This is a genomic window from Paenibacillus sp. J22R56, from assembly GCF_056269375.1.
This window is the reverse complement of sequence record NZ_JBWDNV010000004.1, coordinates 234,676-259,322: the sequence shown is the minus strand read 5'-3', so window position 1 is coordinate 259,322 and position 24,647 is coordinate 234,676. Positions and strand designations below refer to the sequence as shown.

24 protein-coding genes are annotated in these 24,647 nt (G+C 47.4%); 6 read left to right on the top strand and 18 right to left on the bottom strand.

Features of this window, described 5'->3' with window-relative positions; genetic code table 11:
- Nucleotides 1-256: 256 nt before the first annotated feature.
- The 3 genes from AC0YNT_RS11900 to AC0YNT_RS11890 all read right to left on the bottom strand — a co-directional run bounded on the left by AC0YNT_RS11900 (nucleotide 257) and on the right by AC0YNT_RS11890 (nucleotide 5,223).
- Nucleotides 257-1,570: an ABC transporter substrate-binding protein gene (locus AC0YNT_RS11900; protein WP_475804749.1), complete on the bottom strand. Its 1,314-nt coding sequence runs from the start codon at nucleotides 1,568-1,570 to the stop codon at nucleotides 257-259.
- Between the two features lie 175 nt (nucleotides 1,571-1,745).
- Nucleotides 1,746-3,371: a response regulator gene (locus AC0YNT_RS11895; protein ID WP_475804748.1), complete on the bottom strand. Its 1,626-nt coding sequence runs from the start codon at nucleotides 3,369-3,371 to the stop codon at nucleotides 1,746-1,748.
- Nucleotides 3,364-5,223, bottom strand: a complete 1,860-nt coding sequence (locus AC0YNT_RS11890) for a cache domain-containing sensor histidine kinase (protein ID WP_475804747.1) — start codon at nucleotides 5,221-5,223, stop codon at nucleotides 3,364-3,366. The genes AC0YNT_RS11895 and AC0YNT_RS11890 overlap by 8 nt, the downstream gene beginning before the upstream one ends.
- Nucleotides 5,224-5,403: 180 nt before the next feature.
- Between AC0YNT_RS11890 and AC0YNT_RS11885 the strand changes: the two genes are divergently transcribed.
- The 6 genes from AC0YNT_RS11885 to AC0YNT_RS11860 all read left to right on the top strand — a co-directional run bounded on the left by AC0YNT_RS11885 (nucleotide 5,404) and on the right by AC0YNT_RS11860 (nucleotide 13,393).
- On the top strand, nucleotides 5,404-6,294 hold the full coding sequence (locus AC0YNT_RS11885; protein ID WP_167278388.1) for a carbohydrate ABC transporter permease: 891 nt from the start codon (nucleotides 5,404-5,406) through the stop codon (nucleotides 6,292-6,294).
- Entirely contained in the window at nucleotides 6,294-7,127 is an 834-nt protein-coding gene (locus AC0YNT_RS11880; protein ID WP_167278387.1) for a carbohydrate ABC transporter permease, read from the top strand. Before AC0YNT_RS11885 ends, AC0YNT_RS11880 begins: the two co-directional genes overlap by 1 nt.
- Nucleotides 7,128-7,274: 147 nt before the next feature.
- Complete coding sequence (locus AC0YNT_RS11875; RefSeq protein ID WP_475804746.1) at nucleotides 7,275-8,876, top strand: sensor domain-containing diguanylate cyclase; 1,602 nt, start codon at nucleotides 7,275-7,277, stop codon at nucleotides 8,874-8,876.
- Between the two features lie 1,085 nt (nucleotides 8,877-9,961).
- Nucleotides 9,962-10,768 carry an alpha/beta fold hydrolase gene (locus AC0YNT_RS11870; protein WP_475804745.1) on the top strand — a complete coding sequence of 269 codons (807 nt, stop codon included), beginning with the start codon at nucleotides 9,962-9,964 and terminating at the stop codon, nucleotides 10,766-10,768.
- Between the two features lie 702 nt (nucleotides 10,769-11,470).
- On the top strand, nucleotides 11,471-12,691 hold the full coding sequence (locus AC0YNT_RS11865; RefSeq protein ID WP_475804744.1) for an MFS transporter: 1,221 nt from the start codon (nucleotides 11,471-11,473) through the stop codon (nucleotides 12,689-12,691).
- A gap of 87 nt (nucleotides 12,692-12,778) precedes the next feature.
- Entirely contained in the window at nucleotides 12,779-13,393 is a 615-nt protein-coding gene (locus AC0YNT_RS11860) for a PH domain-containing protein (protein ID WP_167278383.1), read from the top strand.
- 56 nt (nucleotides 13,394-13,449) lie between these two features.
- On the opposite strand, the gene AC0YNT_RS11855 is transcribed toward AC0YNT_RS11860, so the two are convergent.
- The 15 genes from AC0YNT_RS11855 to AC0YNT_RS11785 form a co-directional block, all read right to left on the bottom strand.
- Nucleotides 13,450-14,490: a cation diffusion facilitator family transporter gene (locus tag AC0YNT_RS11855; protein WP_475804743.1), complete on the bottom strand. Its 1,041-nt coding sequence runs from the start codon at nucleotides 14,488-14,490 to the stop codon at nucleotides 13,450-13,452.
- 162 nt (nucleotides 14,491-14,652) lie between these two features.
- Nucleotides 14,653-14,781: a DUF4023 family protein gene (locus AC0YNT_RS11850; protein ID WP_167278381.1), complete on the bottom strand. Its 129-nt coding sequence runs from the start codon at nucleotides 14,779-14,781 to the stop codon at nucleotides 14,653-14,655.
- Between the two features lie 71 nt (nucleotides 14,782-14,852).
- Nucleotides 14,853-15,575, bottom strand: a complete 723-nt coding sequence (locus tag AC0YNT_RS11845) for an amino acid ABC transporter ATP-binding protein (protein ID WP_475804950.1) — start codon at nucleotides 15,573-15,575, stop codon at nucleotides 14,853-14,855.
- 11 nt (nucleotides 15,576-15,586) lie between these two features.
- On the bottom strand, nucleotides 15,587-16,243 hold the full coding sequence (locus AC0YNT_RS11840) for an amino acid ABC transporter permease (RefSeq protein ID WP_475804742.1): 657 nt from the start codon (nucleotides 16,241-16,243) through the stop codon (nucleotides 15,587-15,589).
- Nucleotides 16,244-16,426: 183 nt separating this feature from the next.
- Nucleotides 16,427-17,251 carry a basic amino acid ABC transporter substrate-binding protein gene (locus AC0YNT_RS11835; RefSeq protein WP_475804741.1) on the bottom strand — a complete coding sequence of 275 codons (825 nt, stop codon included), beginning with the start codon at nucleotides 17,249-17,251 and terminating at the stop codon, nucleotides 16,427-16,429.
- Between the two features lie 163 nt (nucleotides 17,252-17,414).
- Nucleotides 17,415-18,323: an NAD(P)/FAD-dependent oxidoreductase gene (locus AC0YNT_RS11830; RefSeq protein ID WP_475804740.1), complete on the bottom strand. Its 909-nt coding sequence runs from the start codon at nucleotides 18,321-18,323 to the stop codon at nucleotides 17,415-17,417.
- A gap of 231 nt (nucleotides 18,324-18,554) precedes the next feature.
- A complete protein-coding gene (locus AC0YNT_RS11825; RefSeq protein ID WP_475804739.1) occupies nucleotides 18,555-19,901 on the bottom strand; it encodes a DUF4179 domain-containing protein in 1,347 nt (448 codons plus the stop codon).
- A complete protein-coding gene (locus tag AC0YNT_RS11820) occupies nucleotides 19,894-20,433 on the bottom strand; it encodes a sigma-70 family RNA polymerase sigma factor (protein ID WP_475804738.1) in 540 nt (179 codons plus the stop codon). Before AC0YNT_RS11820 ends, AC0YNT_RS11825 begins: the two co-directional genes overlap by 8 nt.
- A gap of 106 nt (nucleotides 20,434-20,539) precedes the next feature.
- The gene (locus AC0YNT_RS11815; protein ID WP_475804737.1) at nucleotides 20,540-20,869 is read right to left on the bottom strand and encodes a hypothetical protein; all 330 of its coding nucleotides are present in this window, start codon (nucleotides 20,867-20,869) and stop codon (nucleotides 20,540-20,542) included.
- Between the two features lie 149 nt (nucleotides 20,870-21,018).
- A complete protein-coding gene (locus AC0YNT_RS11810) occupies nucleotides 21,019-21,522 on the bottom strand; it encodes a DinB family protein (RefSeq protein WP_475804736.1) in 504 nt (167 codons plus the stop codon).
- Between the two features lie 81 nt (nucleotides 21,523-21,603).
- Complete coding sequence (locus tag AC0YNT_RS11805; RefSeq protein WP_475804949.1) at nucleotides 21,604-22,110, bottom strand: DinB family protein; 507 nt, start codon at nucleotides 22,108-22,110, stop codon at nucleotides 21,604-21,606.
- Nucleotides 22,111-22,270: 160 nt separating this feature from the next.
- Nucleotides 22,271-22,492, bottom strand: a complete 222-nt coding sequence (locus AC0YNT_RS11800) for a helix-turn-helix domain-containing protein (RefSeq protein ID WP_441892915.1) — start codon at nucleotides 22,490-22,492, stop codon at nucleotides 22,271-22,273.
- 10 nt (nucleotides 22,493-22,502) lie between these two features.
- Nucleotides 22,503-22,985: a DUF2975 domain-containing protein gene (locus AC0YNT_RS11795; RefSeq protein ID WP_475804735.1), complete on the bottom strand. Its 483-nt coding sequence runs from the start codon at nucleotides 22,983-22,985 to the stop codon at nucleotides 22,503-22,505.
- Nucleotides 22,986-23,116: 131 nt separating this feature from the next.
- Nucleotides 23,117-23,593 (bottom strand): GNAT family N-acetyltransferase, encoded by a 477-nt coding sequence (locus tag AC0YNT_RS11790; protein ID WP_475804734.1) that lies wholly within the window; start codon nucleotides 23,591-23,593, stop codon nucleotides 23,117-23,119.
- A 118-nt stretch (nucleotides 23,594-23,711) separates the two neighbouring features.
- Nucleotides 23,712-24,524: a hypothetical protein gene (locus tag AC0YNT_RS11785; protein ID WP_475804733.1), complete on the bottom strand. Its 813-nt coding sequence runs from the start codon at nucleotides 24,522-24,524 to the stop codon at nucleotides 23,712-23,714.
- Nucleotides 24,525-24,647: the final 123 nt, after the last annotated feature.

The window sequence follows — 24,647 nt, the reverse complement described above, 5'->3', positions numbered from 1 at the left end:
CGCAACCACGCCAAGGTAACCAAAGCTACATTGGATTTCATCCGGCAGAATCAGCTCATTTAGGCGATACAAGCTCATTGTGAGCGAAAGTTACTGGATAGAATCCAACCCACCTCGCCTCCACCTACCCCTGTGCTGAATTACGTTGGACAAAATCCAACGTAAGCCCGTAGTCGTCGCCACAATACCACAAAACAAAAAGCGGCCGTATCGGTTCATCACCAACACGGCCACTTTTGATTAATAAAGGTCCAGCTTATTCGGCCGACCCGAATTGCTGCCATGCAGTCTGAATTTCGCTGATTGCTTGGTCTTTCGTTTTGCTCTTACCGATGTAAGCCTGCATGATCTCACCGAACTTCTGGTGGAACGTATCAAGCGAGTAGTTAACCGACAGATCTCCGGATTTACCCGTTTTCAGGATCTCATCCATCTCTTTAGGCATATCCAGGTCAGGAAGCGGAGCGTCCTTGATTGGCGGGATAACCTTAGCTACGCTCGAGAACCATTGTTTGCCGTAGTCCGAAGTATATAACCAGTTGAAGAAGTCAATTGCTTCTCTTGCCACTTTAGAGTCTTTGTTGATGCGAAGCGCTTGGTCTGCACCTGTTACGATCAGCGCTTGCTCTGGTTTTTCACTTACAGGGTAGCCAGCGATTCCGATCTGAATATCTGGGCTGATTTTCTTGATTGCTTCTTCATCCCATGCGCCTTTACCCGTCATGAACGCCGCTTTGCCTTGTGCGAAGTCACTTACTTCAGCATTGCTGTCGCGCTCAAGTGGTTTGTCTGTACCATTCTTAACAGTCAGATCGATGAAGTTGAAGAAGTTGTCCTTTAGAATCGGATGATCGTTAAAGGTTGTTTTGCCATCTATGAATTGTTGTACCAATTCTTTAGGTGTTGTACCTGCATCTTCAGCAGCTGCATTCACGAAGTGTTGGAAGATGTGCTTCCATACCCACCACTCTTTATAAGCGTTGGCGAATGGCGTAATGTCTTTTGCTTGGAGCTTCGCAATATCATCATTCAGTTCTGTTAATGTCTTAGGTGGTTCTGCAATACCAGCATCAGTCAGAAGCTTCTTGTTGTAGATCAGCGTCATCAGATTGCCTTTGATCGGCAGACCCAGCACTTTGCCGTCAGAAGAAGTCATGTTCGTTCTAACGCCATCTGTCATAGCAGCTGCAAGCGGCTCGCTTGTCAGATCTGCACTGTACTCTGCGAATGTATCAATGTCGCCGCCAGCTGTTGTTTGGAATACGTCAGGCGTGCTGCCCGAAGCGATCTTGGATTTCAATACTGTATTGTAATCGGCTTGCATGATTTCAAGGTTGATTGTTACGTTTGGTTTTACCTTTTTGTACTCGGCGATATATGCGTTGAACGCGTCCGTGTACTCCGGCGAAGCTGTGAACATGTTAATGGTTACTGGCTTGTCCGAAGCTGCTCCACCATTATTTGTACCGCTGTTGTTACTTGTATCGTTGCCGTTGTTGCCGCCGCATCCAGCGAGCATACCGCCGACCAGCGCAAGGCTGAGCGACACCGTTGCAATTCGTTTAAACATTGTAACGCCCCCATTTCTCATAGTTGTCAGCGTTTCTGGCATCCCATCTTGTTCGAGGGTCGACATCAAGCTAACCTTATGCACACGTTTATCATAATGAATACGAATCGGGATAAGAATGCACATAAGTGACTAGTTAAGGGTAAAAAAGCGGAGTGTTGCGTTTGTTCACTTTTTATCCTTCTTTGCTTGCTGCCCGATATTCCGTTGGCGATACAGAGAAGTAGTTCCGGAACGCTTTGCTGAAATAATTCTTATCCTTATAGCCCAGCCGCTCGGAAATATCCTGTATCTTCAGGCTTGGATCATCCAGCAGCTCCTTCGCCTTGTCCATCCTGATCCTCTGTACATACTCATGAATGCCGCATCCGAACTGCTGTTTGAACAGCTTCATTATGTACTCTCTGCTTAGAAAATATTTATCGGCAAACATCGAAATTTTGATATCTTCATAATAACGGTTATCAATATAGGCCTTAATATCCCCAATCTCGAAAGTCGTCTGCGTCATCCGAATCTGCTCCAAATAGAAGTGAAGCGCATCATCAAGCAGCTTGCTGAACTGCCCATAGCTCACAAAATCCTCGGATAACCGCATAAAACGAATCGGATGCTCCTCCATAATCGGCAGCTTATCCCGCGGCACACCAAGCTCTAGAGACATATCGTTCATCATAATGATGAACCGCGCGATCGTCTGATCCGCCTCTCCAATGGTGAAAAAGCCTTCGCTGCTCCATTTTCGCAGCTCCTCGCTTAGGATAGATTTCGCCCCTGCTGCATTGCCCGCTTCAAGCGCCGCGCGGAACAATTGAATCCGCCCCGTGATTGGCGCAATCTCCTTGGACGGCTTTACAACGGTATTCGTAACGGAATACCCTTTCAGCTTGAGCAGATCAATGCCGCTAATAGCCGCCTTAGCTGTCTCGTAAGACGAAGCGATCTCCATAATTCCTGTGCAAGGCATGCCGATGCCTGCTATAGCTACAATGCCAAGAAGATCCTGCAGGGCAGCCAAAGCTTTATTCATCTGATGCAGGCAACGGTAGACGATATCCTCCTGGTACGCGCCCTTCATCGTTAGGATGACAATGAGTTCACGGTCCTGCCGCGGGCTAGCGAAGCTAAATGCTTGAAAGTATTCCCCTGCGATCTCATTAAGCATATTGGCCACGGCAAAATGAAGCAGGTCCACGTCCGAATGGAACCTTGCCGAGCGCACCTTTTCCATATTAAGCATCCTCAGAACAACAGCAGCGAACCGGTTATCCGGATCATCCGCTCCGATCAGCGGCAGGAACGCTTCATTCGTCTGACTGCGGAAGCTTCGGTCGATAATGGACAAATACATTTTCTCCTTCAGCTTCGGCAAGGACATATTAAGGGTAATATTGCGGTTAATGAACTCGCTCTCCCGTACGCGGCGTGCCTCCAATAGATCAACAGCCTTGCGGAGCGCAGCATTCAGGTCATGGCGGTTAATCGGCTTCAATAGGTAATCCACGACCTTGGAGCGGATTGCCTGACGCGTATATTCAAAATCGTTATAGCCGCTGATAACAATTGCAGGCAGATCCGGATAGTCCCGCTCCAGCACCTGCAGCAGCTCAGCCCCGCTCATTGCCGGCATTTTCATATCGACCATGACCAGATCCACTTGATGCTTCGAAATGAGCTCCAGCCCCATCTGTCCATCCGTTGCTTCCAATACTTCTCCTACGCCAAGCCCCTTCCAATCGCCCAATATACGAATGGCTTCACGAAGTGGTTCCTCATCATCTATAATCAGCACTCTATACATATTGCCCGCCTCCTCGCGGTATTAGCATTTCCATTTCTGTTCCGGAAGGACTGGTCCTTATCACAAGCTGCGAGCTAGTCCCATACAGCAGCTTGAGTCTTGTATTTAAATTCACCAGCCCTACACTACCCTCTTCCTCTGCCCGTTCATCCCAGTCGGCATCAAAGGATTGCATCACCTGACCAAGCCTGCCTTCTGCAAATCCCGGGCCATTATCGCTGACGGTTATAAAAGCATACCCACCCGCCGCGCCCGCGCTAATCTTGATCGTAACTGGAGTGGATACCATCTCTACACCATGCTTAATCGCATTCTCAACCAGCGTCTGAATCGACAGCTTCGGAATCTCCAGCTCCTTCAGTTCTTGCTCCCAGTCCATTACAAGCTGGAGCCTGCCTCCGAACCGCGCTTTCTGCAGCGACATATACCGCTCAATATGCAGCAGCTCTTCGCTCGCGCGAACGATATCTTTGCCGCTGATGCAATAACGAAGTGTAAGGGCAAGGGCATCCACCATATCTGCAATATCGAAACGCTCAGCCTTGAGCGCTTTCGTTGAGATCGCCTGCAGCGCGTTATAGAGGAAATGGGGATTAATTTCCGCCTCCAACGCTTTTAAGATCGCATTTTTCTCCACCAGCTTCATCTTGTACCGTTCTGTAATGAGCTCGTTCGTCCGACTAACCATCTGGTTAAAATGACGGGATAGATAAGCCAATTCATCTCGCCCAATCACTTCAGTTGAAGCTTCAAAATCACCGGTACTGAACCGTTTCATCTGCTGCGACAGCAGCTTAAGCGGCTTCGTTACTGCATTCGAGAAGTAGGTAATGAGAACAACGGCTAGCAACAGGAACAGGAAACCGATGATGAAGTTCAGATTCCGCGTTGCTTTGGCTGCGGCATACAGCTCCGTGTAAGGGAGCGGCTTCACCAGCTTCCAGCCCTCCTGCTCCCCAACGTTGTAGACGACCAGATATTTGCTGTCCTCGGGGGACTCCCAAGTTAAGCCGTCATTACTAGCATTGGAGCCACTCGCCTTCAGCTGCTTCAGCACGCCATTGCCTTCCATCTTTTCATAGAAGGACCGATCATCCAGCACGAATGGAGTGTTATCCGGACTCAAGAGAAACAGATGCTGACCCTTGTTGTACGGAACATCCTTCATTATCTTGTTTATCGTGCTCTTGTTGTAATAGAACGAAACAACCGCCTGCGGCGCTCTTGTCGCAATCGAGCGTAGCACCCGGTGATACGCCATAAAGCTCCGGCTTGGATCCATATCGTAGCCGCGCTCCGCATTCGACATCAGGAAGGATTGATACGCCTGATTTTTCGCATTATCCATCGCCTGTTTGTACCAGGACATCGATGGGATATTTTCCGCCTGACCCGACCGAATCTTAATATCGAAGTTCTCCTTGGAGATCGTGTAGTACGTTCCGCTGCTTACAAAATATAAATAGATGGCTTCCAGATCCTCATTGCTTCGGGAAAAGTACATATTACGCAAGTAATCCTCAACGTACATTTTGGACGCATAGTTGGTTGCCGCATGGCTGATGGCAAAAGCCAGCTCATCATAATTAATTTGCGGCAGCGACAGCTGCTCCATGCCAAGCAGGTAATCCTCCAGATTTTTATTGACCAGAAGAAGGTTATTCGACGTACTTGCGATGCTGTTATTCAGCGCCTCCCGCTGCAGCATTTTGTACGAGATAAAGGTCAAAGATCCTACAACAAGAATAATGATCGTCGTAAAAAGCAAAATAAGCTTGTTCACTAATCGGCTGGATACGCGCTCAGTTAATGCGGTCCACCCTTTTGCTATGTAATTTGCGATTGCTAACACTCCCCACCGTCTTCGTGCTTTCGTTCACCTTTTTACCCCTAACAGTTTTCATATATCCATTTTGGCTGTCAGGCGGTCCAATTATAATACACAGTATATCGAATAAGGTACTGATGTATAGTCGGCTAATCACACCAAGACTACCCGAAACAACTGACGACATCGAGAAGAGGTGCACATATGTTTAAGAAAATGGGGAGAAGATGGAGCGAGAAAATCGAGTTTGGCTTGTTCACACTGCCAGTTCTCATTTGTATCGCAATTGCCTTTTATATCCCGTTCGCGATGACGATCCGTTATTCCCTGACGAAGTGGAACGGTATCTCGAAGCATCCTAAATTTATCGGACTTGATAACTTCAAGCAAATTTTCCTGCATGACACGAACTTCACCCAATCCGCATGGTTTACGATAAAATACGCGGTACTCTACATCGTGCTTGTGAACGTGCTTGCTATTCTGCTCGCATTGGTCCTCGACATGAAGCTCAAATCAACTACCTGGCTGCGCGCGGCATTCTTTATCCCGTACATTCTCAGTCTTGTAATTGTTGGCTTTATCTGGAAATTCATCTTCATGCAAGGCTTCGAGTCGCTGGGAGCTAGTACAGGCTGGGGTATCTTCAAGCTTAGCTGGTTAGGTGAACCTGGACTTGCCTTTATTTCCATCCTGCTTGTCTCTATCTGGCAGTCGGTTGGCTTCTACCTTGTTATCTATATCGCAGGTCTGCAGTCGGTTCCAGATGATCTGAAGGAAGCAGCAACCGTAGACGGAGCTGGCCCGCTTCGCCGCTTCTTCAACATTACACTGCCGTTGCTCGCGCCTTCGATTACGATCTCTGTCTTTATGGCGCTGACGAACTCGATCAAAGTATTCGACGTTATCCTGTCTCTGACTGGCGGCGGTCCTGGCGGAACGACCTACAGTATCGCTTATGACATTTACCGTGACACGTTCCAAAACAATCTGTACGGCTATGGTACAGCCAAAGCGCTGATCCTGTTCGTTGCCGTTCTTATCGTAACCATTGTTCAATTGACGATCTTCAAACGCAGGGAGGTTGAGGCATAATGAACCGTCAATCGAAAGCTGGACGCATCATACTCGAAGTTGTGATGGTCCTCCTGTCTCTGTTGTTCCTGTATCCGCTGTTCCTTGCCATTAACAACTCCTTCAAGAGCTTTGGCGAAGTTATGACAGACGTTATTGCCCTGCCGAAAAAGCTCGCGTTTGGCAACTATGAGCATGTATGGTCCTTCATTAACTATCCGAAACTGTTCTTGAACAACTTCGTTATTACAGGTGTTGGTCTGATCGGGATTGTGTTCGTCTCGTCGATCGCTGCCTATAAGCTTGCTCGTACGAAAACAAGATGGAGCGGCTTATTGTACCTGCTGTGCATTTTGCCAATGTTGATTCCGTTCCAATCAATCATGCTGACGGTTCTTCAACTGTCGAAGGATCTTCACATTACGGAAAGCACTTGGGGACTTGGCCTTCTGTACTGGGGCTTCGGCGCACCACTGGCCGTGTTCATCTACCATGGTTTTGTAAAAGGTATCCCGAAAGAAATTGACGAGAGCGCAACAATCGACGGCGCTTCCGGCTTCCGCCTCTTCTTCAGCGTGATCTTCCCGCTGCTGAAATCGGTAACGACAACGATCATTATCATCGACGTTATGTGGATGTGGAATGACTTCCTGCTGCCGCTCCTTATGGTTAACGGCTCACCGGATACGAAGACTCTGACCCTTGCGGCTTACACGTTCGTTGGCCAATATACGTCAGACTGGCAGTATGCAATGACCGCCATGGTTATGGCTGTTCTGCCTTCGATCGTCGTGTTCATCTTCTTGCAGAAGTACATTGTAAAAGGCGTTGTAGCTGGCGCTGTAAAAGGTTAATAAAAAGGAACGCCCATCTGTTCTCCTTGGCTTCATGCGGGAGGCAGATGGGCTTTTTACTGCGTTTTAGAATGATTATCGATACTTTCGACAAAAAATGATACACTATCGATTAGTAAGAATTAGGAAGGAGCATATTTTCACAATATGACCTACAAGATCAGGCCGCGTAAAGGATTCAAGCTATCATCTATTATTTCATTTGTTGTCATCCTATCTGTTCTTGTTACGATCTTTATTAGTACAACCATCGGCTATAATACCGAGCGAAAATCGCTCTTCAATAATACAATCGAAATGAACGGTGTTGCTGCGCTTAATTTGAGCAAAACGACGGAGTCTCTTGTGATTTCCATGCAAAAGAGTCTTCAAGTAACGGCTGATTACTTCTCTGAGGTGGAATTGAGCGATCAGAATGTGCTGTCTCAGCTTGATTTTTTTATGGGGACAAGCCCGTATTTCAACTCTCTGACCATTGTGAATAACAGCGGCGTTATTGTCTCCACCTCCCCAAACAATCTGAATCTGATCGGCAGCAAACCGGATTCGGAAGCCACCAAGGAGGCACTTAAGCTGAAGAAGCCTTACATCTCTAAGCCGTTCCATGCGATAACGAGTCGATTGATCGTGCTCGTAAGCTCGCCGATCTTCGATCATGCCGGCAACTACAAAGGTTTTGTTGGAGGGTCGATCTACCTGCAGCAGGCAAATATTTTCCGAGATATTCTGGGGGTTCAGTCAAGCACGACCAGCGGCTCCTACTTCTATGTCGTCGATTCTTCCGGCAACTTGATCTATCATCCCAATAAGGAACGTATTTCTGAGAATGTCAGTGATAATCCTGTTGTTCAAAAGCTTATGAAAGGACTCACAGGAGCTCAACGGGTGATGAATGTGCAGGGGCAGAACTTCCTGGCTGGCTTCGCTCCTGTACCTGCCGCCGGATGGGGTATTGTATCCCAAACCCCGCAGGATCATGTGGTGAATATCTCAGAAAATGTCGTTAGAGAGATGATGAAGTTCTCGGCGCCATTTGTTCTGCTGCTTGTCTTGCTGTCCTTCTGGCTGTCCCGTAAGCTGGCTCATCCTCTTAATCGTCTGGCTACTTACGCCTCCCGTCTATCCAGTGGAGATGAGAAGCTGAAGCCGCTGACCGCAGATATTAGCTGGAACTATGAGGCGAATCAATTGCTGAATACAGTTGCGGTTGCCTTCAATAAGCTGCGTCAACAGAAAGAGGAGCTTCATGCCGAGGCGAACACCGATGCGCTGACAGGTCTGACAAATCGTAGAACGATGGGCGCCATTACGACTTTGTGGAAGGCGCAAGGCACTCCGTTCTCGGTCATTCTAATGGACCTTGATCATTTCAAGAGCGTGAATGACCGACACGGCCATCATATGGGCGATGAAGTGTTAAAGTTTGTCGCGGATGTTATGCAAAGCGAGAAAGGTCCTGAGGATTACTGCTGCAGGTTCGGCGGAGAAGAATTCACGATGCTGCTGCCTCATGCTTCGGAAGACGAAGCGGTTCAGGTGGCTGAGCGGCTTCGTGACCGGATTGCCCACGCCATTACGCCAATCGGCGAGAGAGTGACGATGTCACTTGGCGTAGCCACCTTCCCTGATGTAAGCGATGAAGTATTCGAGCTGTTCAAGTACGCGGATCAGGCGCTCTATCAGGCCAAACGCGACGGCCGCAACCGTACGATTGCGTACAGCAGTCTGGCTAATATGGCAAGAATCTAATAGCTTTACTCGCATACTCGGACAGAGACTGTCCTCGGAAGTCACGAAAGTGGCTGCTGGGGGCAGCTTTTTTTGATGCGCTGCGTTGCATCGCATGCTGCGGATGTGCTCCTACCGCTGCCTTCCTTATCAGCCGAATTTGCTATCGTTCCGGAACGATAGCTTCCTCCTTCACACGCCGCATGCCGTACTCCGTACGCCGCATGTTGGATTTCATCCAGTATAATCGCTCCTTGCGTGACTACACCGCCCCTCTGTTGGATTCCATCCAACAGAATCGGACCTACAACTTGGTTACTGGCGAATGGAGCTTATTTCACTGTATTAAATCCAACATAGGCGGCTATGTGAAGTCCACAAACGCTGTTACATTGGACGAAATCCCACGCAACAGCCCTCTGTCGCATGTGCTGCATGTGGCGTATAGGAGGGATGCATGCACAGATAGATACCGTGACACCTTGTTGCGCCGCATGTTGGATTTCATCCACTATAATCGCTCCTTGTGCGACCGCACCGCCCCTCTGTTGGATTCCATCCAACAGAATCGGACCTATAGCTTGGTTACTGGGCGAATGGAGCTTATTTCACTGTATTAAATCCAACATAGGCGGCTATGTGACGTCCACAAATGCTGTTACGTGGACGAAATCCAACGTAACAACCCTTTGTCGCATGTGCTGCATGTGGGATGCATGCACGTATATGGGGGATGCATGCACAGATAGATACCGTGACACCTTCTTGCGCCGCATGTTGGATTTCATCCACTATAATCGCTCCTTGTGCGATCGCACCGCCCCTCTGTTGGATTCCATCCAACAGAATCGGACCTATAGCTTGGTTACTGGGCGAATGGAGCTTATTTCACTGTATCAAATCCAACATAGGCTTGCTATGTGACGTCCACAACCGTTGTTACTTTGGACGAAATCCAACGTAACAGCCCTCTGTCGCATGTGCTGCATGTGGCGTATGGGAGGATGCATGCGAGATTGAGATAGGTGCTTCTTTCTTCTAACAGGTCGTTCTGTCTCATACCTTTACTACAAGGAATGAATTTGCGGAAGAAGGAGAATGTCACATTGAACTATTATGTGGATGTCGAACCGGGGGTTAGTCTCTACGTAGAGGATACGGGAGTTGGACAGCCGATCTTGTTCGTTCATGGTTATCCGCTTGATCATCGCATGTATGAGTATCAGGTTAATCAGCTGCCCAAGTATGGGTATCGTTGTATCCAACTGGACCTGCGCGGTTTCGGCAAGTCGGACTCGCCGTGGGAGAGCTATAGTCTTGACCGGATGGCGGATGATGTCCGATACATCATAGATACATTGGGATTTAAGGAGATTACGCTTGCAGCTTTCTCGATGGGCGGCGCCGTTGCCGTCCGCTACATGGGACGCCATGCCGGACATGGGGTAAGCAAGCTGCTCCTATTCGCTGCGGCTGCTCCCTACATTACGAAGCAGCCTGGTTTCCCGCAAGGTATGCCCGTCGAAAGCCTCGATGCGCTGATTGCCCTGGCGAATCGCGACCGTCCGCAGATGCTGCAGGAGTTCGGCAAGTTGTTCTTCCATAACGAGCCGACACCTGCCTTCAGGCAATGGTTCGATTCGGTGCAGCTCGACCAATCGCCCCGGGCCATTATCGCCTGCGGTCACACTCTGCGGGATGAAAATGTACTCGCAGATCTGAAGCGGATTAAGGTACCGACCTATATCTTCCACGGGGTGTATGACCGCATCTGCCCGTTCGAGCTCGCCATCATCATGAAAGATACTATCCCGAATTCCGTCCTGCTCCGCTTCGATAACAGCGGGCATGCGATCTTCTATGAGGAGCTGGATTTATTTAACGCCTGCCTGTTGGAGGCGTTAAATCATTAGGTACGCTAACAACTAACTAGCTAACTCGAGCCTCCGCGCACACCAACGTGGGGGCTAGTTTCATGAGGTTACCTCATTAATTAATGAGGTGAAACTCACTAATTCGCAGCCTCCCACGGCTAATTTTGTGATTAGTGAGTCTAGCCTCACTATATTTACAATTAGACTCACTAACAGTGAGCCTACCCTCATTGTTAGCCCCTCGACGTTGCTTTTAGCTACTTTTACGGCGAAATGCCTCACTATTTAGTGAGGCATACTCACTGTCCATCACCGGACCCGAGAGCACGAGTGCCCATTCGCACGTAGACTGCCAACAGACAACTAGCTATCTCATTTGAGCCTCCACGTACCAGCGCAGGGGCTTTTTTCAAGAGGTTGCTTCATTAATTAATGAGGTAGAACTCACTAATTCACCGCCTCACACGGCTAATCATGTGATTAGTGAGTCAAACCTCACTATAATTACGACGAGCCTCACTAACAGTGAGCCTACCCTCATTATTGGCTGCTCAATGGTGTTTTCAAGCTACTTTCACGGCGAAATCCCTCACTATTTAGTGAGGCATACTCACTGTCCTTCACCGAAGTACGGCAGCAGATTCAAGGACAAAAGTATCGTTTTTCCCGCTCAACATGGAGATTCTGTAAAAATAGGTTTACAATAAAAGAAAACGACGCACTTTTTAGGATGTGACTGAAATGACCCAACTTTACTCGTGGAAACGCAACTTGATCATCTTATGGATTGGCGTTTTCTTCTGCAGCACGGCCTATTCTGTATCGATTCCGTTCATTCCGCTTTTCTTACATAATGATCTGGGTGTCGACAGCCATTTGGAAATGTGGTCCGGATTCGCGTTTGGTATTACGTTCCTGGCCAGTGCGCTTATCGCGCCATACTGGGGATCACTCGCAGACAAATATGGCCGCAAGCCGATGCTCATTCGTTCGGGCTTCAGCTTAGCGGCACTTTATTTCATTACCTTCTTTGTTCATGATCCATATGTGTTTCTCATCCTGCGGGTATTCCAAGGTCTGCTTGCCGGCTATGTGCCAGCTGCAATTGCACTAGTTGCTACGAATACACCGGAAGATAAATCCGGCTATGCGCTTGGCATTATGGCAACCTCCGGCGCAACGGGCGGCATTATGGGGCCACTTATCGGAGGTACGGTCAGCCATTACATCGGTAACCGAGAGTCTTTTATTTTCTCCGGCTGTATTGTGCTTGTGGCTGCGCTTATCGCAACCTTCTTCGCTACCGAGCAAAAGTTCAACCGCACCGGCGTACGCTCTTCCGTCATGGATGACTTGAAGCATGCCACGCAAAACAAAGCATTTATGGCGCTGCTTGTCATGTCCGGACTAGCCATGTTCTCGGTCATGATTCTGGAGCCGCTGCTTACCGTTTATGTCCTGCAGCTCGGAGCGAATCCAGATGATGCCTCATTACAATCAGGGATTGTGTTCTCGGCTGTCGGGATCGCAACGCTTATCGCTGCTCCGCAGTGGGGTAAGATAGGCTCAAAGATTGGCTTTTCAAAAGTACTCTTTATCGGTCTGTTAGGCGGCGGGATCGGCAACTGCCTGCAGTTTTTTGTCGGGCATATTACTGAATTCGGTATTCTGCGCTTTGCGTACGGCTTGTTCTTTGCCGGGGTAACTCCTTCTATTAACGCCATGATCGTGAAGTCGACGGAGACCAGCTTCCGGGGCAGGGCATTCAGCTTGAACCAGTCTTCTACGCAGTTCGCAACGATGCTTGGACCGGTGCTTGGTGGTGTACTCGGCGGGATCATCCCAATCAAATGGGTGTTTATTATTAATGGCCTTATGCTTATCATTGCCGCTATTCTGGTGAAAAGACAGCATATGGAGGATAAAATGGCCTCATCCAAAGCAGCCGCTGAGCAATCTTGATCTAGGTACATCGAAACTAGAATAATCCCCCAGACCGCATATATAATGGTAGAGTGAGCCATTATTGCATGGAGAGGAATGGTAAGATTGTTCGGAAAAGTAGCTGCCGATCTGCTCGGCCTAAGTGATATTGGAGCGGTCATCCGACCGGAGAATTACGACAAAGTAGATTCTGACGATTACGTCATGCACGAAGATGGGGAAAAAATTTATTTTCTAATCAAATCGAAAACAGATGAGTACTGCTTCACAAACTATGCACTTATTCATCTGGACGGAACAAGCGCCGTAAGCAAGAAACGGATGCTGCACCGCTATTCGTACGCAACAAATAAGATCGCCAGCGTAGCGCTGGAAACAGCGGGTACAGTCGATCTTGATGTCGAGATTAAATTTACGATCGGTTCCGTTCCATTCAGCATTGATGTGAATAAGAAGAATATCGAGCAAGTAAAGGACTTATACAAATCCTTGATCAAAATCGCCGAAATTAACCACGAGAACGACATCAGCCTCAGCTTTGCACGTCAAAGCCTGGAGCTTGCCTCCTCTACATTAAGCCATGCGCACAAAGGTGACTACGATGTAGCTGATACGTTTGACAAGCTGAACAAATCGGCATTCGCTTGGCTCGAAGGCGCGCAGAAGCAATATAAAGTGAAGGATTTCGGTCCGATCTTCGAACGATACATTAACCTGTAATCGCAAGGCAAAAAAAGCCGTCCCTTGAGCAAGGGGCGGCTTTTTTGTATGGAATGCTACACCTGCAGCTCCATATGGCGGATACGCGAGCTCTCGACTTGAATCGTCGAATGCTGAATGCCAAAACGCTCTTCGATGAGCGCAATCGCTGCTTGCAGCACCTGCTGGCAGTCCGTGCCGTCTGCAACCTGCAGGTGACAGCTTAACGAATCAAGTCCAGAAGTAATCGTCCAGATATGCAGATCATGCACATCAACTACGCCTGATAGATCACCTAGCGCCGTGCGAATCTTCTGCTCATCTATGTTCACTGGGGTACCTTCCATCAGAATATGGACGGTATGCTTGAGCATCCCCCATGCACTTTTCACGATCAGCACAGCAACTACAATCGAAATAATTGGATCAGCAATATTCCAGTCGAACCAATAGATAAGAAGCCCCGCTGCAACCGCCCCGACTGAACCAAGAGCATCGCCCAATACATGCAGATAAGCGCTTCGTACATTCAGATTGTTATGGACATCCCCTTTACGCATGAGCGCCCATGCACTCGCGAGGTTAGCCAAGAGGCCAACTGCCGCAATCAGCATCATCGAACCGCTGGCCACATCAGGCGGATCAAACATTCTTCCGACCGCTTCCCATATAATAAAAACAGAAATAACAACAAGGGTAACCCCATTAAATAATGCCGCTAAAATTTCAAACCGGTGAAAACCATACGTACGAACCGCCGAAGCCGGACGGGCCGCGAACCATACAGCAACTAAGCTGAGGATTAATGCACTGACGTCGCTAAGCATATGTCCGGAGTCTGACAACAGCGCTAGGCTGTTTGTCACCAATCCACCTACAAACTCCAACACCATAATACCTGCAGTAATGATTAATGCAATAAATAATCCAGTTTTGTTGCCAGACATATCAAAATGATGATGATGCCCATGGTGGCCATGATCATGACCGTGATGCGCGTGACTGTGGCTATGACCATGATTATGACCACTGCAGTTATGCGCTTGCTCCCCTTCAGAATGGGTATGAGCCTCAGAACCGGTATGTGGATCTTTCCCGTCGCTATGCTCATGACTCATAAGACTGACACCTCACTTTATACATATATGAGCAACTATTCATATGTTTATGATGCCGTAACTCCTATCTTTTGTCAATCCATGGATAAGTCTTAGCTCGTATTCATAAAATCCGCCCGCTCTCGGGACTTGACCGATAGTCGGGCGAATCTTGGCTTACTGCTATGGATTGTTTGTATGCTGCACGTTTTGCAGCTTTTGGGACGGCTTGCCTTTCCCGTAATTCTTATTCTTCCGCTGCTTAGCCTGTGTGTCATGGACCTTCGCTACAAATTCGCTTGTCGATTCCATCGCTTCCAATCCCCTCCTTTGCCATTAGTAGGGTATCCGCGAAGATTTCACCTTATGCGTGTGTAGGCCGTTTACAATACCTTGGATAAAAAAGCCCGCGTCCGCTCCTGCTGCGGATCATCAAATAGCATCTGAGGAGTACCTTCTTCGACGATCACTCCCTGCTCCATAAACAACACCCGATGACCAACCTCACGGGCAAAACCCATCTCATGCGTCACGATGACCATCGTCATCCCCTCCGCCGCAAGCTCCTTCATAACAGCAAGCACCTCACCAACCATCTCCGGATCAAGCGCCGACGTTGGCTCATCGAACAGCATAATGTGCGGCTCCATCGCCAGCGCCCTTGCAATCGCAACCCGCTGTGCCTGCCCGCCAGACAACGAGGCCGGATAATGGCCAGCCTTCTCAAGAAGACCAACCTTGCCAAGCAGCGACATCGCAAGCTCCTCTGCTTTTATTGGCGTTTGCTTGCGAACCTGCACTGGTGCGATCGTAATGTTGCGGAGTACATTCAGATGAGGGAATAAATTAAATTGTTGGAACACCATCCCCATTCGAGAACGGATCTCCGTTATTTTGACCCCTGCCTGCATCAAGGAACGATCTTCGATTCTGATGTCGCCGCTCTCAGGCTTCTCGAGTCCGTTCAGGCAGCGGAGCAGAGTCGACTTTCCCGAACCTGATGGTCCGATAATAACAACAACCTCACCAGGTGCAACCTGCATCGATACATCCCGCAGGACGGTATTTGTGCCAAATGACTTGTGGAGATGTGTAACCTCGATAATTGGAGCCGTGCTCATCCCGTCACCCCTCTCTTCTCCATCCAGCCCAGCAGCTTGCTAAGCGAATAGGTCAGAATCAGATAGATGAAGGCAGCCGTCAAATACGGCTCCCATACACGCAAATATTGACCGCGCATCACATTGCTCCAGTACATCAATTCCGGCGCCGCAATAAGCGCTACTAGCGAGGAATCCTTGATCAGAACGATAAATTCATTGCCAAAAGCCGGAATCATCCGTTTCACTGCCTGTGGGAGTATAATAAACCGCATCGTCTGACCACTCGTCATGCCAAGCGATTGCGCGGCTTCCGTCTGCCCTTTGTCAATGGACTGGATACCCGCCCGATAAATCTCTGCCGTATACGCCGCCGAGTTCAACGCAAGTGCAGTTACAGCCGCAACGATGGCATCGGTATGTCCGATGCAGGCGGGTACAAGTCCAAAATGCACGATCAAGATTTGCACATATAATGGCGTTCCGCGGAAAAAATGAATATAGCCGCTTATCGGCCAGCTGAAATACCATCTGGTGGACATTTTGCCAAAGCTGACAACAAGCCCAAGAATAGAGCCCAGCACAATGGCAAGCGCGGAGATCCCGATCGTCAGCACTGCGCCTTTGAGCAGAAGAGGAATATAATCGAAGATAATTTCGAATCGAAAATGCATGCGCTCGTCCTCCTAGTATGAGAAAACCTCTATCGCTGCCTTTCCAAAGATGTGCGACCGCGTTAAGAGGTAGGTTTTATCGCCAAATAGAATTTCAATTTCAAATGTCTCGAAACTTAAAAATCTATTGTGGAGAGGAAAAGGCATGCGCAACTTGTTTCATTACGCACGCCTTTTACCGCCTTACTTTGCGTTTAGCACATTGTCGACGTTCGGCTCTTCACCGAACCATTCTTTGTATATCTTCGTATAAGTACCGTCCTCAAGCAGCTTCGTGACTGCCGGATCCAGCTTTGCCTTGAGCTCACTGCCAGCGGGCAGCAGAATCCCGTAAAACTCGGAACCAAAGTTCGCCGTATCCAGAATCCCCTTCAGCTTGCGCTCCGGATTATTCTTCATATATTCACGGACAATCGCGATATCAGCTACTACAGCATCCACCCCGCCGGAATCCAGCTCCAGCATCGCAACCGCATTGCTGTCGAATCGCTTTAGGTTGCTGTTGTCATTCCCCATAATGCCAGCCATCAGTGTCTCTGCCGTGGTTGCCCCTTGCACCGCTACCTTCTTGTCTTTCAAATCAGCCGCACTTGCGATTGTACTGTCTTCCTTCACCATAATCATATTTGTAGATTCAAAGTAAGGAATAGAGAAGTCATAGGTCTCTTCCCTTTCAGGCGTGATCGATACACTGGAGATGCCTGCATCATACGTTTTACCAGACTCCACTTCCGTGAGCATCGCGTCCCAGCCCGTGTTCTTCAGCTCATATTCCAGTCCTGCTTCCTCCATGACCGCTTTCAGAAAATCCACGTCAAAGCCTGTAATCTTGTCCTTATCCATAAATTCCATTGGTGCGTAAGCCGCATCTGTTGCGAACTTATACACCTTCTCGTTCTTGTTGCTCTCGCTGCTGCTGCCACTGCTGTTGTCACTCTTTGCTCCACATGCTGCCATCGTCATGATGAGAATACCTGCTGCCAGAAGTACGGATAATCGCTTCCCCATCGTCTATTCCACCCTTCTCAACATTGGTCTAGCACAAATTGAGCTGCTCAAGCAATCTATCAATCAGCTAGCAATTTATCAAGAGTTTAGCAGGTTAGGAAGGCGGTAAGCAATATAATTTTCACAATATGTAAAATATTCTGACATTTATCTTACGCATGAACTAAAAGTCCAAATGGGTCAGTGCTGTATTCACGCTCATGGCCGCTTTACTGCCGCCAGCCGCGGCAACAATAAGCTGGGCAGGAGAAATCGTCGCTGCATCTCCGGCTGTATACACATGTTCAACCGTCGTTTTACCATAGTCATCAATCGCAAGGCCTCCACTTTCATTCAACCGACAGCCTATCTTTTCCGCAAAACGGATCGCTAAATTCCAATTTGACGTAACAAAACCTCCCGTACGCGCCACTTCTGTCCCGTCCGCGAATACGATTTTTTGCAGACGACCGTTCTTCCCTTTCAGTCCCACAATTGGCCGCTCATAAACTCGAATCCCTCTGCTATGCAGCTTCGCCCGCTGCTGGTGATCGAAAGAGCCTACTCCATTTGTACATATAATCAGATCCTTGCTCCAGTTGTACACCATCGAAGCCATCGAATAACGATGCGATTCATTCTCCGAAATGACAGCAAGAGGCTGATCTCTCAGCTCCCAGCCATCGCAATAAGGGCAGCTGAACAAAGAAGTACCGTAATAATCGGTTACTCCCGTTATGTTAGGAAGCTTTTCCTTGAGACCAATGGCCAGAATAATCGTTCTCGCCTGAAACACGTCTCCAGCGCTCGTCTGCACCAGGAACAAAGAATGGCCCCGCTTCACCATATCAACAACCTTTGTCCGAGCGATCTGGACAGAGGGATACTTGCTTATATCTGCAAGCGCAAGACGACGGAACTCTTCCGGCTTAACACCATCTCTTGTTATAAAACCATGTGATTCATGCGTGACCGCATTCCTCGGCTTATTATCGTCAAACAGGATAACTGACCGCCTCGCCCTGCCAAGCACAAGCGCCGCATTAAGGCCAGCCGGACCACCGCCAATAATGGCGCAATCATATAGTTTCACTGGTTATCACTCCTTAAAAGAATTGCAACACGCTTTTTGTTGCGATTCTTACTTCGTAAGCATTAGCTTAAAAAATTGCTTGAAGCTCACTATTCCTTCAGTATGGCATCTTTATATAGAAACAAAACCGCGTAATGGATGAAGTCTTGCTCCAATCTTAACCTCAACATATGGGTCAGGATTAGAGTCTTGCTTCACTAATTACGCGGTTTGTTTGGTATTTATGCTATTTTATTTTATTCGCAGATTAATGTCCCCATGAATCCGAGTTGGATAATCTTGAATGGAGAATGTCAGTGGGCTTTGGTAATCGTTCTTCTCAATAGAAAATTGATATTCGTCTCCGGACGATCCTGTCCAGAGCGTATCGAAGGATTGGCCGGAAGCATCCTTATACGTCATATCAAATAAGCTGTACATTCGGTCCTTATCGAAAGGGTTCTCATTCTTCAATTCGAAGACGAGCTTATCCTGATCTTCCTTATCGCCCATTCCGATATCTTTCAAAGTGAGCAGGTCATCCGGCTTTGAAATCAACTGCTTATGCTCCAGATCCACCTTCACCTCCAGTTTATCTTTATCCAGCGCTCGAATGCTGCTTGCCCGCAAGTAGAGATGTTCCGGCTTACGGAAGTAATTACTTTGGAAATACAGTATTTTGCTATTATCACTAAGGGTGGAGCCAATTACGCCATTCACGATGGAGCCGAAGGCCTCTCCCTTCTCATCCTCCAGTCGGAGATCGTCAAAATAAAAGAGCTTCTTCGTATTGGCCGGATCGTAAGCTACTTCAATTCCGATTCTTGTTGGATAAACAGTCATTTTTCCAAAGCTAATCTCCTGACCTTCGACTATAACGGTCTGATTGATGTCATAGATCTCCTTCAACCCGTCAAATCTAGCTTTATCTACAGGAATGGCAAATTCCCACTCTGTGTTCTTACTAGCTGTTTCTGTCTCTAAATTAAACGCAAGTTCAAGGTTCAAGGTGTCCGGGATATCTCCCTCTTCATTAGGATAGAACTCAATTGTTCCTTGTATGTTCTCCCAGTCTTCGTTGTTTGCTGAGAAACCATATGAACTCGACATATTCTTACTATTCGTTAAACTGGCTTTATGAAGATCAACAATGCTCCTCTGTCCTTCTGTATTCTTTAATGTATAGAAAACAATGATCCTCGAGTCGTCGGCGATAAGGCCGTCTATGGTCACCTTCATTCCATCATGCTCTTCAGACAAACCAACAGGCTGCATATAGTCGTTATCCAGTGCAAGCTCAAGCCCCTTATCATAATGAATCAACTCAACGAGAGGCCGAAGACCAGGTATTTTCTCACCTACATAAGCTGCGACTTCAGGAGAGAACCGGACGGAAGCTACCGAAATAAGAATTAATAAACATGCCGTGTAAGAAACCATTCTAGTCATCACTCTGCGCCTTCTACGCTGCCTGCCAGCCTTTATGCCGTTCCATACTTTTTCATCGATTACAGACGGGATCGAAATGTCCTCCATATACCCCTTCATCGCCTCAAGCTGCGGTAATTCCTGCCCCTGCTGATCCGGAAACTCACTCATTAGGTTCACCCTCCTTTGCTAGTCGCTGCCTGAGCCCGCCAAGTGCTTTATGCAGCCAAGTTTTAATTGTTCCTTCCGGCTTCTCTAAAGTTCTCGCAATCTCAGTGATAGTCAGATCATGATAATACTTAAGCTGTATGACGGTTCGAAAATTCGGATCCAGCTGTTCGACCGCTGATTCCAGCATGACCCTCTCCAATAAGGCCGCCTCACCACTTGCTGCCTGTGAATCCAGAGCTGCAGCCACCGCTTGCTGGCCATCATTTCTTCGAGCCTTCCGCTTAACTTCGTCTGAGCAATAATTCATCAGAATACGGATCAGCCAGCTCCCGAAATACTCCAGCTCCTTCAGCTTGTGAATCTGCATATAAGCCCGGCAGGTCACTTCCTGCACGGCTTCAAGAGCATCGGTCTCGCTTTTCAAATACGAATACGCCATCCGGTACATTTTTTCTTTGTGCTGCGTAATGAGACTATAGAAGGCAGCATCGTCGCCTCTTTTCGCCGCGGCCACCAGTAATTCGTTTCCCACACGCTTCCTCCCCTGCCATTTTGCATCTATATAATTAGACTCTGCTGACAGCCAAACAGTTTTTGTGAAAACAAAAAAAGCAGACGGATCCCGCCTGCTCCTAAGGTTAGTTCAACAGCTTCTGAATCGCTGCATAGCTTTGATCGTTTAATACTTCCTCATAGCTGCCAAAGTTAAAGTCGAGAAAATCACCATTTTCGAGCTCGTATTTAATGATGTATCTTCCAGAACCAATGTCCTTGCTTTGACCTAACGTATTTATAATCTCTTTGTATGTCATATCCTTTGTTATTTGACCTAATTGAGCTGCAGTTACTTTTCTAAACTCATGTGATTCAACTCTATGATCATTTACGGCTGGATTTGAGTTCTGTTGACTTGTACATCCCGATAAGAAGATAACCAATACGACCACTATCATATAGATTTTGTTCATCGCTTTCCTCCGATTTGCTAATCTAGCCATCAAACTCATGACGAATATATAGACGGGATAAAATGGAAATCGTTGCGTTGCAACAAAAAAATCCCGCTTCGGCCAAACGGCTAAAGCGGGATTTTATTCGTTATTCTTCATTCTTTACTCTAAATAACCGGAGCCGGCATACCAAACTCTGCCCACTGCTCTTTCGTTGGACCGTAAAGGTCCGGGGTGCGAAGGCCGGCCTGACGCATCAGGACTGTCATTTGACCACGATGATGAATCTCATGCTTGACGAGGATATCCAGCGTTAAACCGTTTGGCCATTGTTCGCCGTACATCTCGCTTAAGTGTTGCAGATTCTCATCCTTCCAACTGGACTGTACAGCATCAAGGAGTCCTTGCGAGGTCCGCTTATAGGCTGCCGCAATGTCTGCTGCAGAAGTTGGCACCGGCTCATCTTCCCTTGGTCCTTCGAAAGACAATCCCGTGCGCGTTGGCATTTCATGCACCGTCTGTACTAGATGCCAAGCAAGACGTCCAAGCGTACGATTCTCGCTTGTGATCTGTTGGCTCAGAGACTCGTCTGAGAGCATCTCCAGCGTCCGCAATGTTGCTGCCGTTTCATGCTGCCAAGTTGCCACAAAATCCTCAATATGCTTAAACATAAAATAACATCTCCCTTTATGTAGAGTAATGAAACATAGAACTCATTATAGCATGGTTTGTTTGAAATATTTGTAAGTTAGCTATTCAGCATGGTACATAAAAAGCCCGTATTCCGTCATCACAGAGGAGTGTCCCATTTGGTGAAGCATAGCCGATATATTGCCTCGGTGGTACGTACCATGATTCACAACCTGTATAACAAATTCTGAATATCTGGTGTTCAATATTCCAGCGTAAGGATTATCCAGGACAACCTCTTTCTCAAGATCTTCATGCTGGCTAATATAGGCTCTGAATTTAACGGACAATTCATCATACATAGCCTCCAGTTCTTCAAGGCTTTTTGCTTCTGCATCCGCCTCGATTGGAACCGATGCTTCCATAGCCTCCCTCATACTTTTACCCATTAAGATATCAAGCCAACCACAATCAACCTTGTATATATGCACCATAACCTTTGCCACTGATGGAAACACACTTTGAATTTCCTGTTTGTATAGGTGACGCGGAAGCTCCTTTAAGTGATTAAAGATTCGTTTATTCCCCCATACGTGAAAGTCATAAAATCTCAGGCAATGCGTGTTCATATCCGTCATTTGTATTACCTCCGGTTTCTGTAGTTAACTTATACATTCATCTTACAATGGTCACCCTGACAACTGTATGTCAGGGAAGAAATATGAAGTCAAAAAAAAACCGCCGATCATGTCGGCAGCCTTTGTCGTTGTTTCTATAGTATTACCAGTATTATCCTTGTGAGTCTTCCTCACTTCTGTATTCCAAAATATCGCCAGGCTGACAATCTAAAGCCTTGCAAATCGCTTCTAAAGTGGACAATCGGATCGCTTTGGCCTTTGCATTTTTTAGAATGGAGAGATTAGCCATCGTGATTCCGACCCTGTCCGAAAGCTCTGTAACACTCATTTTCCTTTTAGCCAGCATGACATCAATATTAATTATTATGGCCAAGTTAATCACCTCAGATCGTTAAGTCGTTTTCTGATTTTATATCAATAGCCTCTTTCAAAAGCTTCTGGAGAACGGCAGCAAACACGGCGATCACCATGGAGGCAAAAATTATGACCAATCCAATGACTATGACACCTGGGGCATCGTCTCTCTCAGCAAAAAGATAGAACAGCGGCAAGCCTAGCACATATATGCCACTGATTATTATTGCACAGTATTTTATATTCTTTAAGACTTGCACAGATAATTCAGAGAAAGCTTGATCCTTATCAATATAGCCGAGCAGTTTAAACGCTTGGTACAAAGCAATATAAAAAGGTATCGCCGCGGCATACAAATCGATAAACACAAGATATTTGAGATAAGTATCATCTGGATATAATTCGGCTGTATAATTGGCAATCTCCGGTACCGCAAATATGCACAAAGCCAGAATGGGGATTCCAATGAGAATAACAGCGACCTTTAAAAAGAGTGTTGTCCCTCGTTTCACAACATGCACCTCACTTCATTATTTTCAAATTGAACTTACCACAAAATTTATCGTATTACAATATATTTAGATTGTTTTGAAATATGCCCATGCAAAAAAAGCCGCCGATCCCTCGGCAGCCTTTTGGAAAGCTATTTAATCAGATTAATAATATACCAGGCATCACAGGCAAAATGCTCTGAGCCGGCGAGTGGAGCAGTGAGTGATTCGAAGCCATGTTTGGCGTAGAAGCGGTTAGCAGCATGCATATTTTGCAGTGTTTCTAGGTAGCACTGTTTATAATGCAGCCCCGCAAATGTTAATGCCGTGTCCAAAAGCTTTGCGGCAATCCCCGTTCCGCGGGTATCGCGGGAGAGGTACATTTTCTGCAGCTCGCAAACTTCATTAGACTCGTTAAATTCCGCAATTCCGCATCCGCCAACGACCTGCCCCTCCTTTTCAATAACCCAATAAGCCCTGCCCTCTTGATTATAGTAATCGGATAGGTGACTGAGACTCTCGTCTGCCCACGCCAGCCCTTCCCGGTTGCCTCCGAATTCAATCAAGCATTCTCTGATGATTTGTTCAATCGCGGCGTTATCCTTCGCCTGCAGCTCTCTGATGATCATTACGATAACCTCCGTTTCCGTACCTATTATAGCCCTCTTCCCGTTAATCGAAAAAGAGCATAGAAAAAACCGCGCAATAGGTCGCCCCATTACGCGGTTCTTTTAAGTACGGTAAATGTTATTTACCTACGATTGCATTAAGCTGTGCACGGCCGGAGATAATTTCTTCCGAGTACCGTTTTTGCATCGGTTCAAGGATAGAAGGGTCACCTTTAAGAGCAGTGATTTGCGCACTAGCATTGTTCATGATGGTCTTGTATTGACCTGTGCAGCTGTTGAACGCCGCTGTACCTGTCTTATACAATTCGGTCTTCTCATGCGTAGACGTCAAAGTCGTGAACTCTACAGCGATGTCCGTCAAGCCTGCTTGACACTGGTTGCGCAGCTGGAACAGCTGTGCTGAAGTATCATTGTAGACCTTTTGGATTTTCTTCTCTTTGTTGCCACCGTTGCCATTATTGCCGTTGTTGCCGCCATTACCGTTATTGCCACCGTTGCCGTTGTTACCGCCATTACCGTTGTTACCGTTGTTGCCACCGTTACCGTTGTTGCCACCGTTACCGTTGTTGCCATTGTTACCATGGTTGCCATTGTTACCATGGTTGCCATTGTTACCACTATTGCCGTTGTTGCCGTTGTTGCCGTTGTTGCCGTTGTTGCCGTTGTTACCATGGTTGCCGCTGTTACCGCTGTTGCCATTCTGAATGTTGCTTATTGCCTTTTGCACCTCTTGTGCAAGGTTCTGAAGCACCTTCTGAATGAGCGTATTAGCAAATGGCTCGAAAGACGACTGCGAGAAAAATGACGAAACTTTCGCCGTCTCTGTTGGCACTTTCGATGCCGCTGCTGCGGAAGACGCATTAACGATGAGCGTCGGCACGAGCAAAGCCGTAACAGCCAGCGTAGTTAGCGCTCTGAATTTCTTCTTCATGTTTTTCCTCCTTGAAAAGAATTTCCACCTAAATGGACGTAATCTGACATTCGTGGTCATTCTTACTTTGGAAGCATAGCCTCCTGCATTTCCTGCATTTTCGTTTATAAGGTAAACCTGGAT

What these genes read in the sequence shown, in the direction of transcription:
- AC0YNT_RS11900 (WP_475804749.1), bottom strand. Translation starts at nt 1,570, where the DNA reads ATGTTTAAACGAATTGCAACGGTGTCGCTCAGCCTTGCGCTGGTCGGC.
- AC0YNT_RS11895 (WP_475804748.1), bottom strand. Translation starts at nt 3,371, where the DNA reads ATGTATAGAGTGCTGATTATAGATGATGAGGAACCACTTCGTGAAGCC.
- AC0YNT_RS11885 (WP_167278388.1), top strand. Translation starts at nt 5,404, where the DNA reads ATGTTTAAGAAAATGGGGAGAAGATGGAGCGAGAAAATCGAGTTTGGC.
- AC0YNT_RS11880 (WP_167278387.1), top strand. Translation starts at nt 6,294, where the DNA reads ATGAACCGTCAATCGAAAGCTGGACGCATCATACTCGAAGTTGTGATG.
- AC0YNT_RS11875 (WP_475804746.1), top strand. Translation starts at nt 7,275, where the DNA reads ATGACCTACAAGATCAGGCCGCGTAAAGGATTCAAGCTATCATCTATT.
- AC0YNT_RS11865 (WP_475804744.1), top strand. Translation starts at nt 11,471, where the DNA reads ATGACCCAACTTTACTCGTGGAAACGCAACTTGATCATCTTATGGATT.
- AC0YNT_RS11855 (WP_475804743.1), bottom strand. Translation starts at nt 14,490, where the DNA reads ATGAGTCATGAGCATAGCGACGGGAAAGATCCACATACCGGTTCTGAG.
- AC0YNT_RS11850 (WP_167278381.1), bottom strand. Translation starts at nt 14,781, where the DNA reads ATGGAATCGACAAGCGAATTTGTAGCGAAGGTCCATGACACACAGGCT.
- AC0YNT_RS11840 (WP_475804742.1), bottom strand. Translation starts at nt 16,243, where the DNA reads ATGCATTTTCGATTCGAAATTATCTTCGATTATATTCCTCTTCTGCTC.
- AC0YNT_RS11835 (WP_475804741.1), bottom strand. Translation starts at nt 17,251, where the DNA reads ATGGGGAAGCGATTATCCGTACTTCTGGCAGCAGGTATTCTCATCATG.
- AC0YNT_RS11825 (WP_475804739.1), bottom strand. Translation starts at nt 19,901, where the DNA reads ATGAGTGAGTTTCCGGATCAGCAGGGGCAGGAATTACCGCAGCTTGAG.
- AC0YNT_RS11815 (WP_475804737.1), bottom strand. Translation starts at nt 20,869, where the DNA reads ATGAACAAAATCTATATGATAGTGGTCGTATTGGTTATCTTCTTATCG.
- AC0YNT_RS11810 (WP_475804736.1), bottom strand. Translation starts at nt 21,522, where the DNA reads ATGTTTAAGCATATTGAGGATTTTGTGGCAACTTGGCAGCATGAAACG.
- AC0YNT_RS11805 (WP_475804949.1), bottom strand. Translation starts at nt 22,110, where the DNA reads ATGAACACGCATTGCCTGAGATTTTATGACTTTCACGTATGGGGGAAT.
- AC0YNT_RS11790 (WP_475804734.1), bottom strand. Translation starts at nt 23,593, where the DNA reads ATGATCATCAGAGAGCTGCAGGCGAAGGATAACGCCGCGATTGAACAA.
- AC0YNT_RS11785 (WP_475804733.1), bottom strand. Translation starts at nt 24,524, where the DNA reads ATGAAGAAGAAATTCAGAGCGCTAACTACGCTGGCTGTTACGGCTTTG.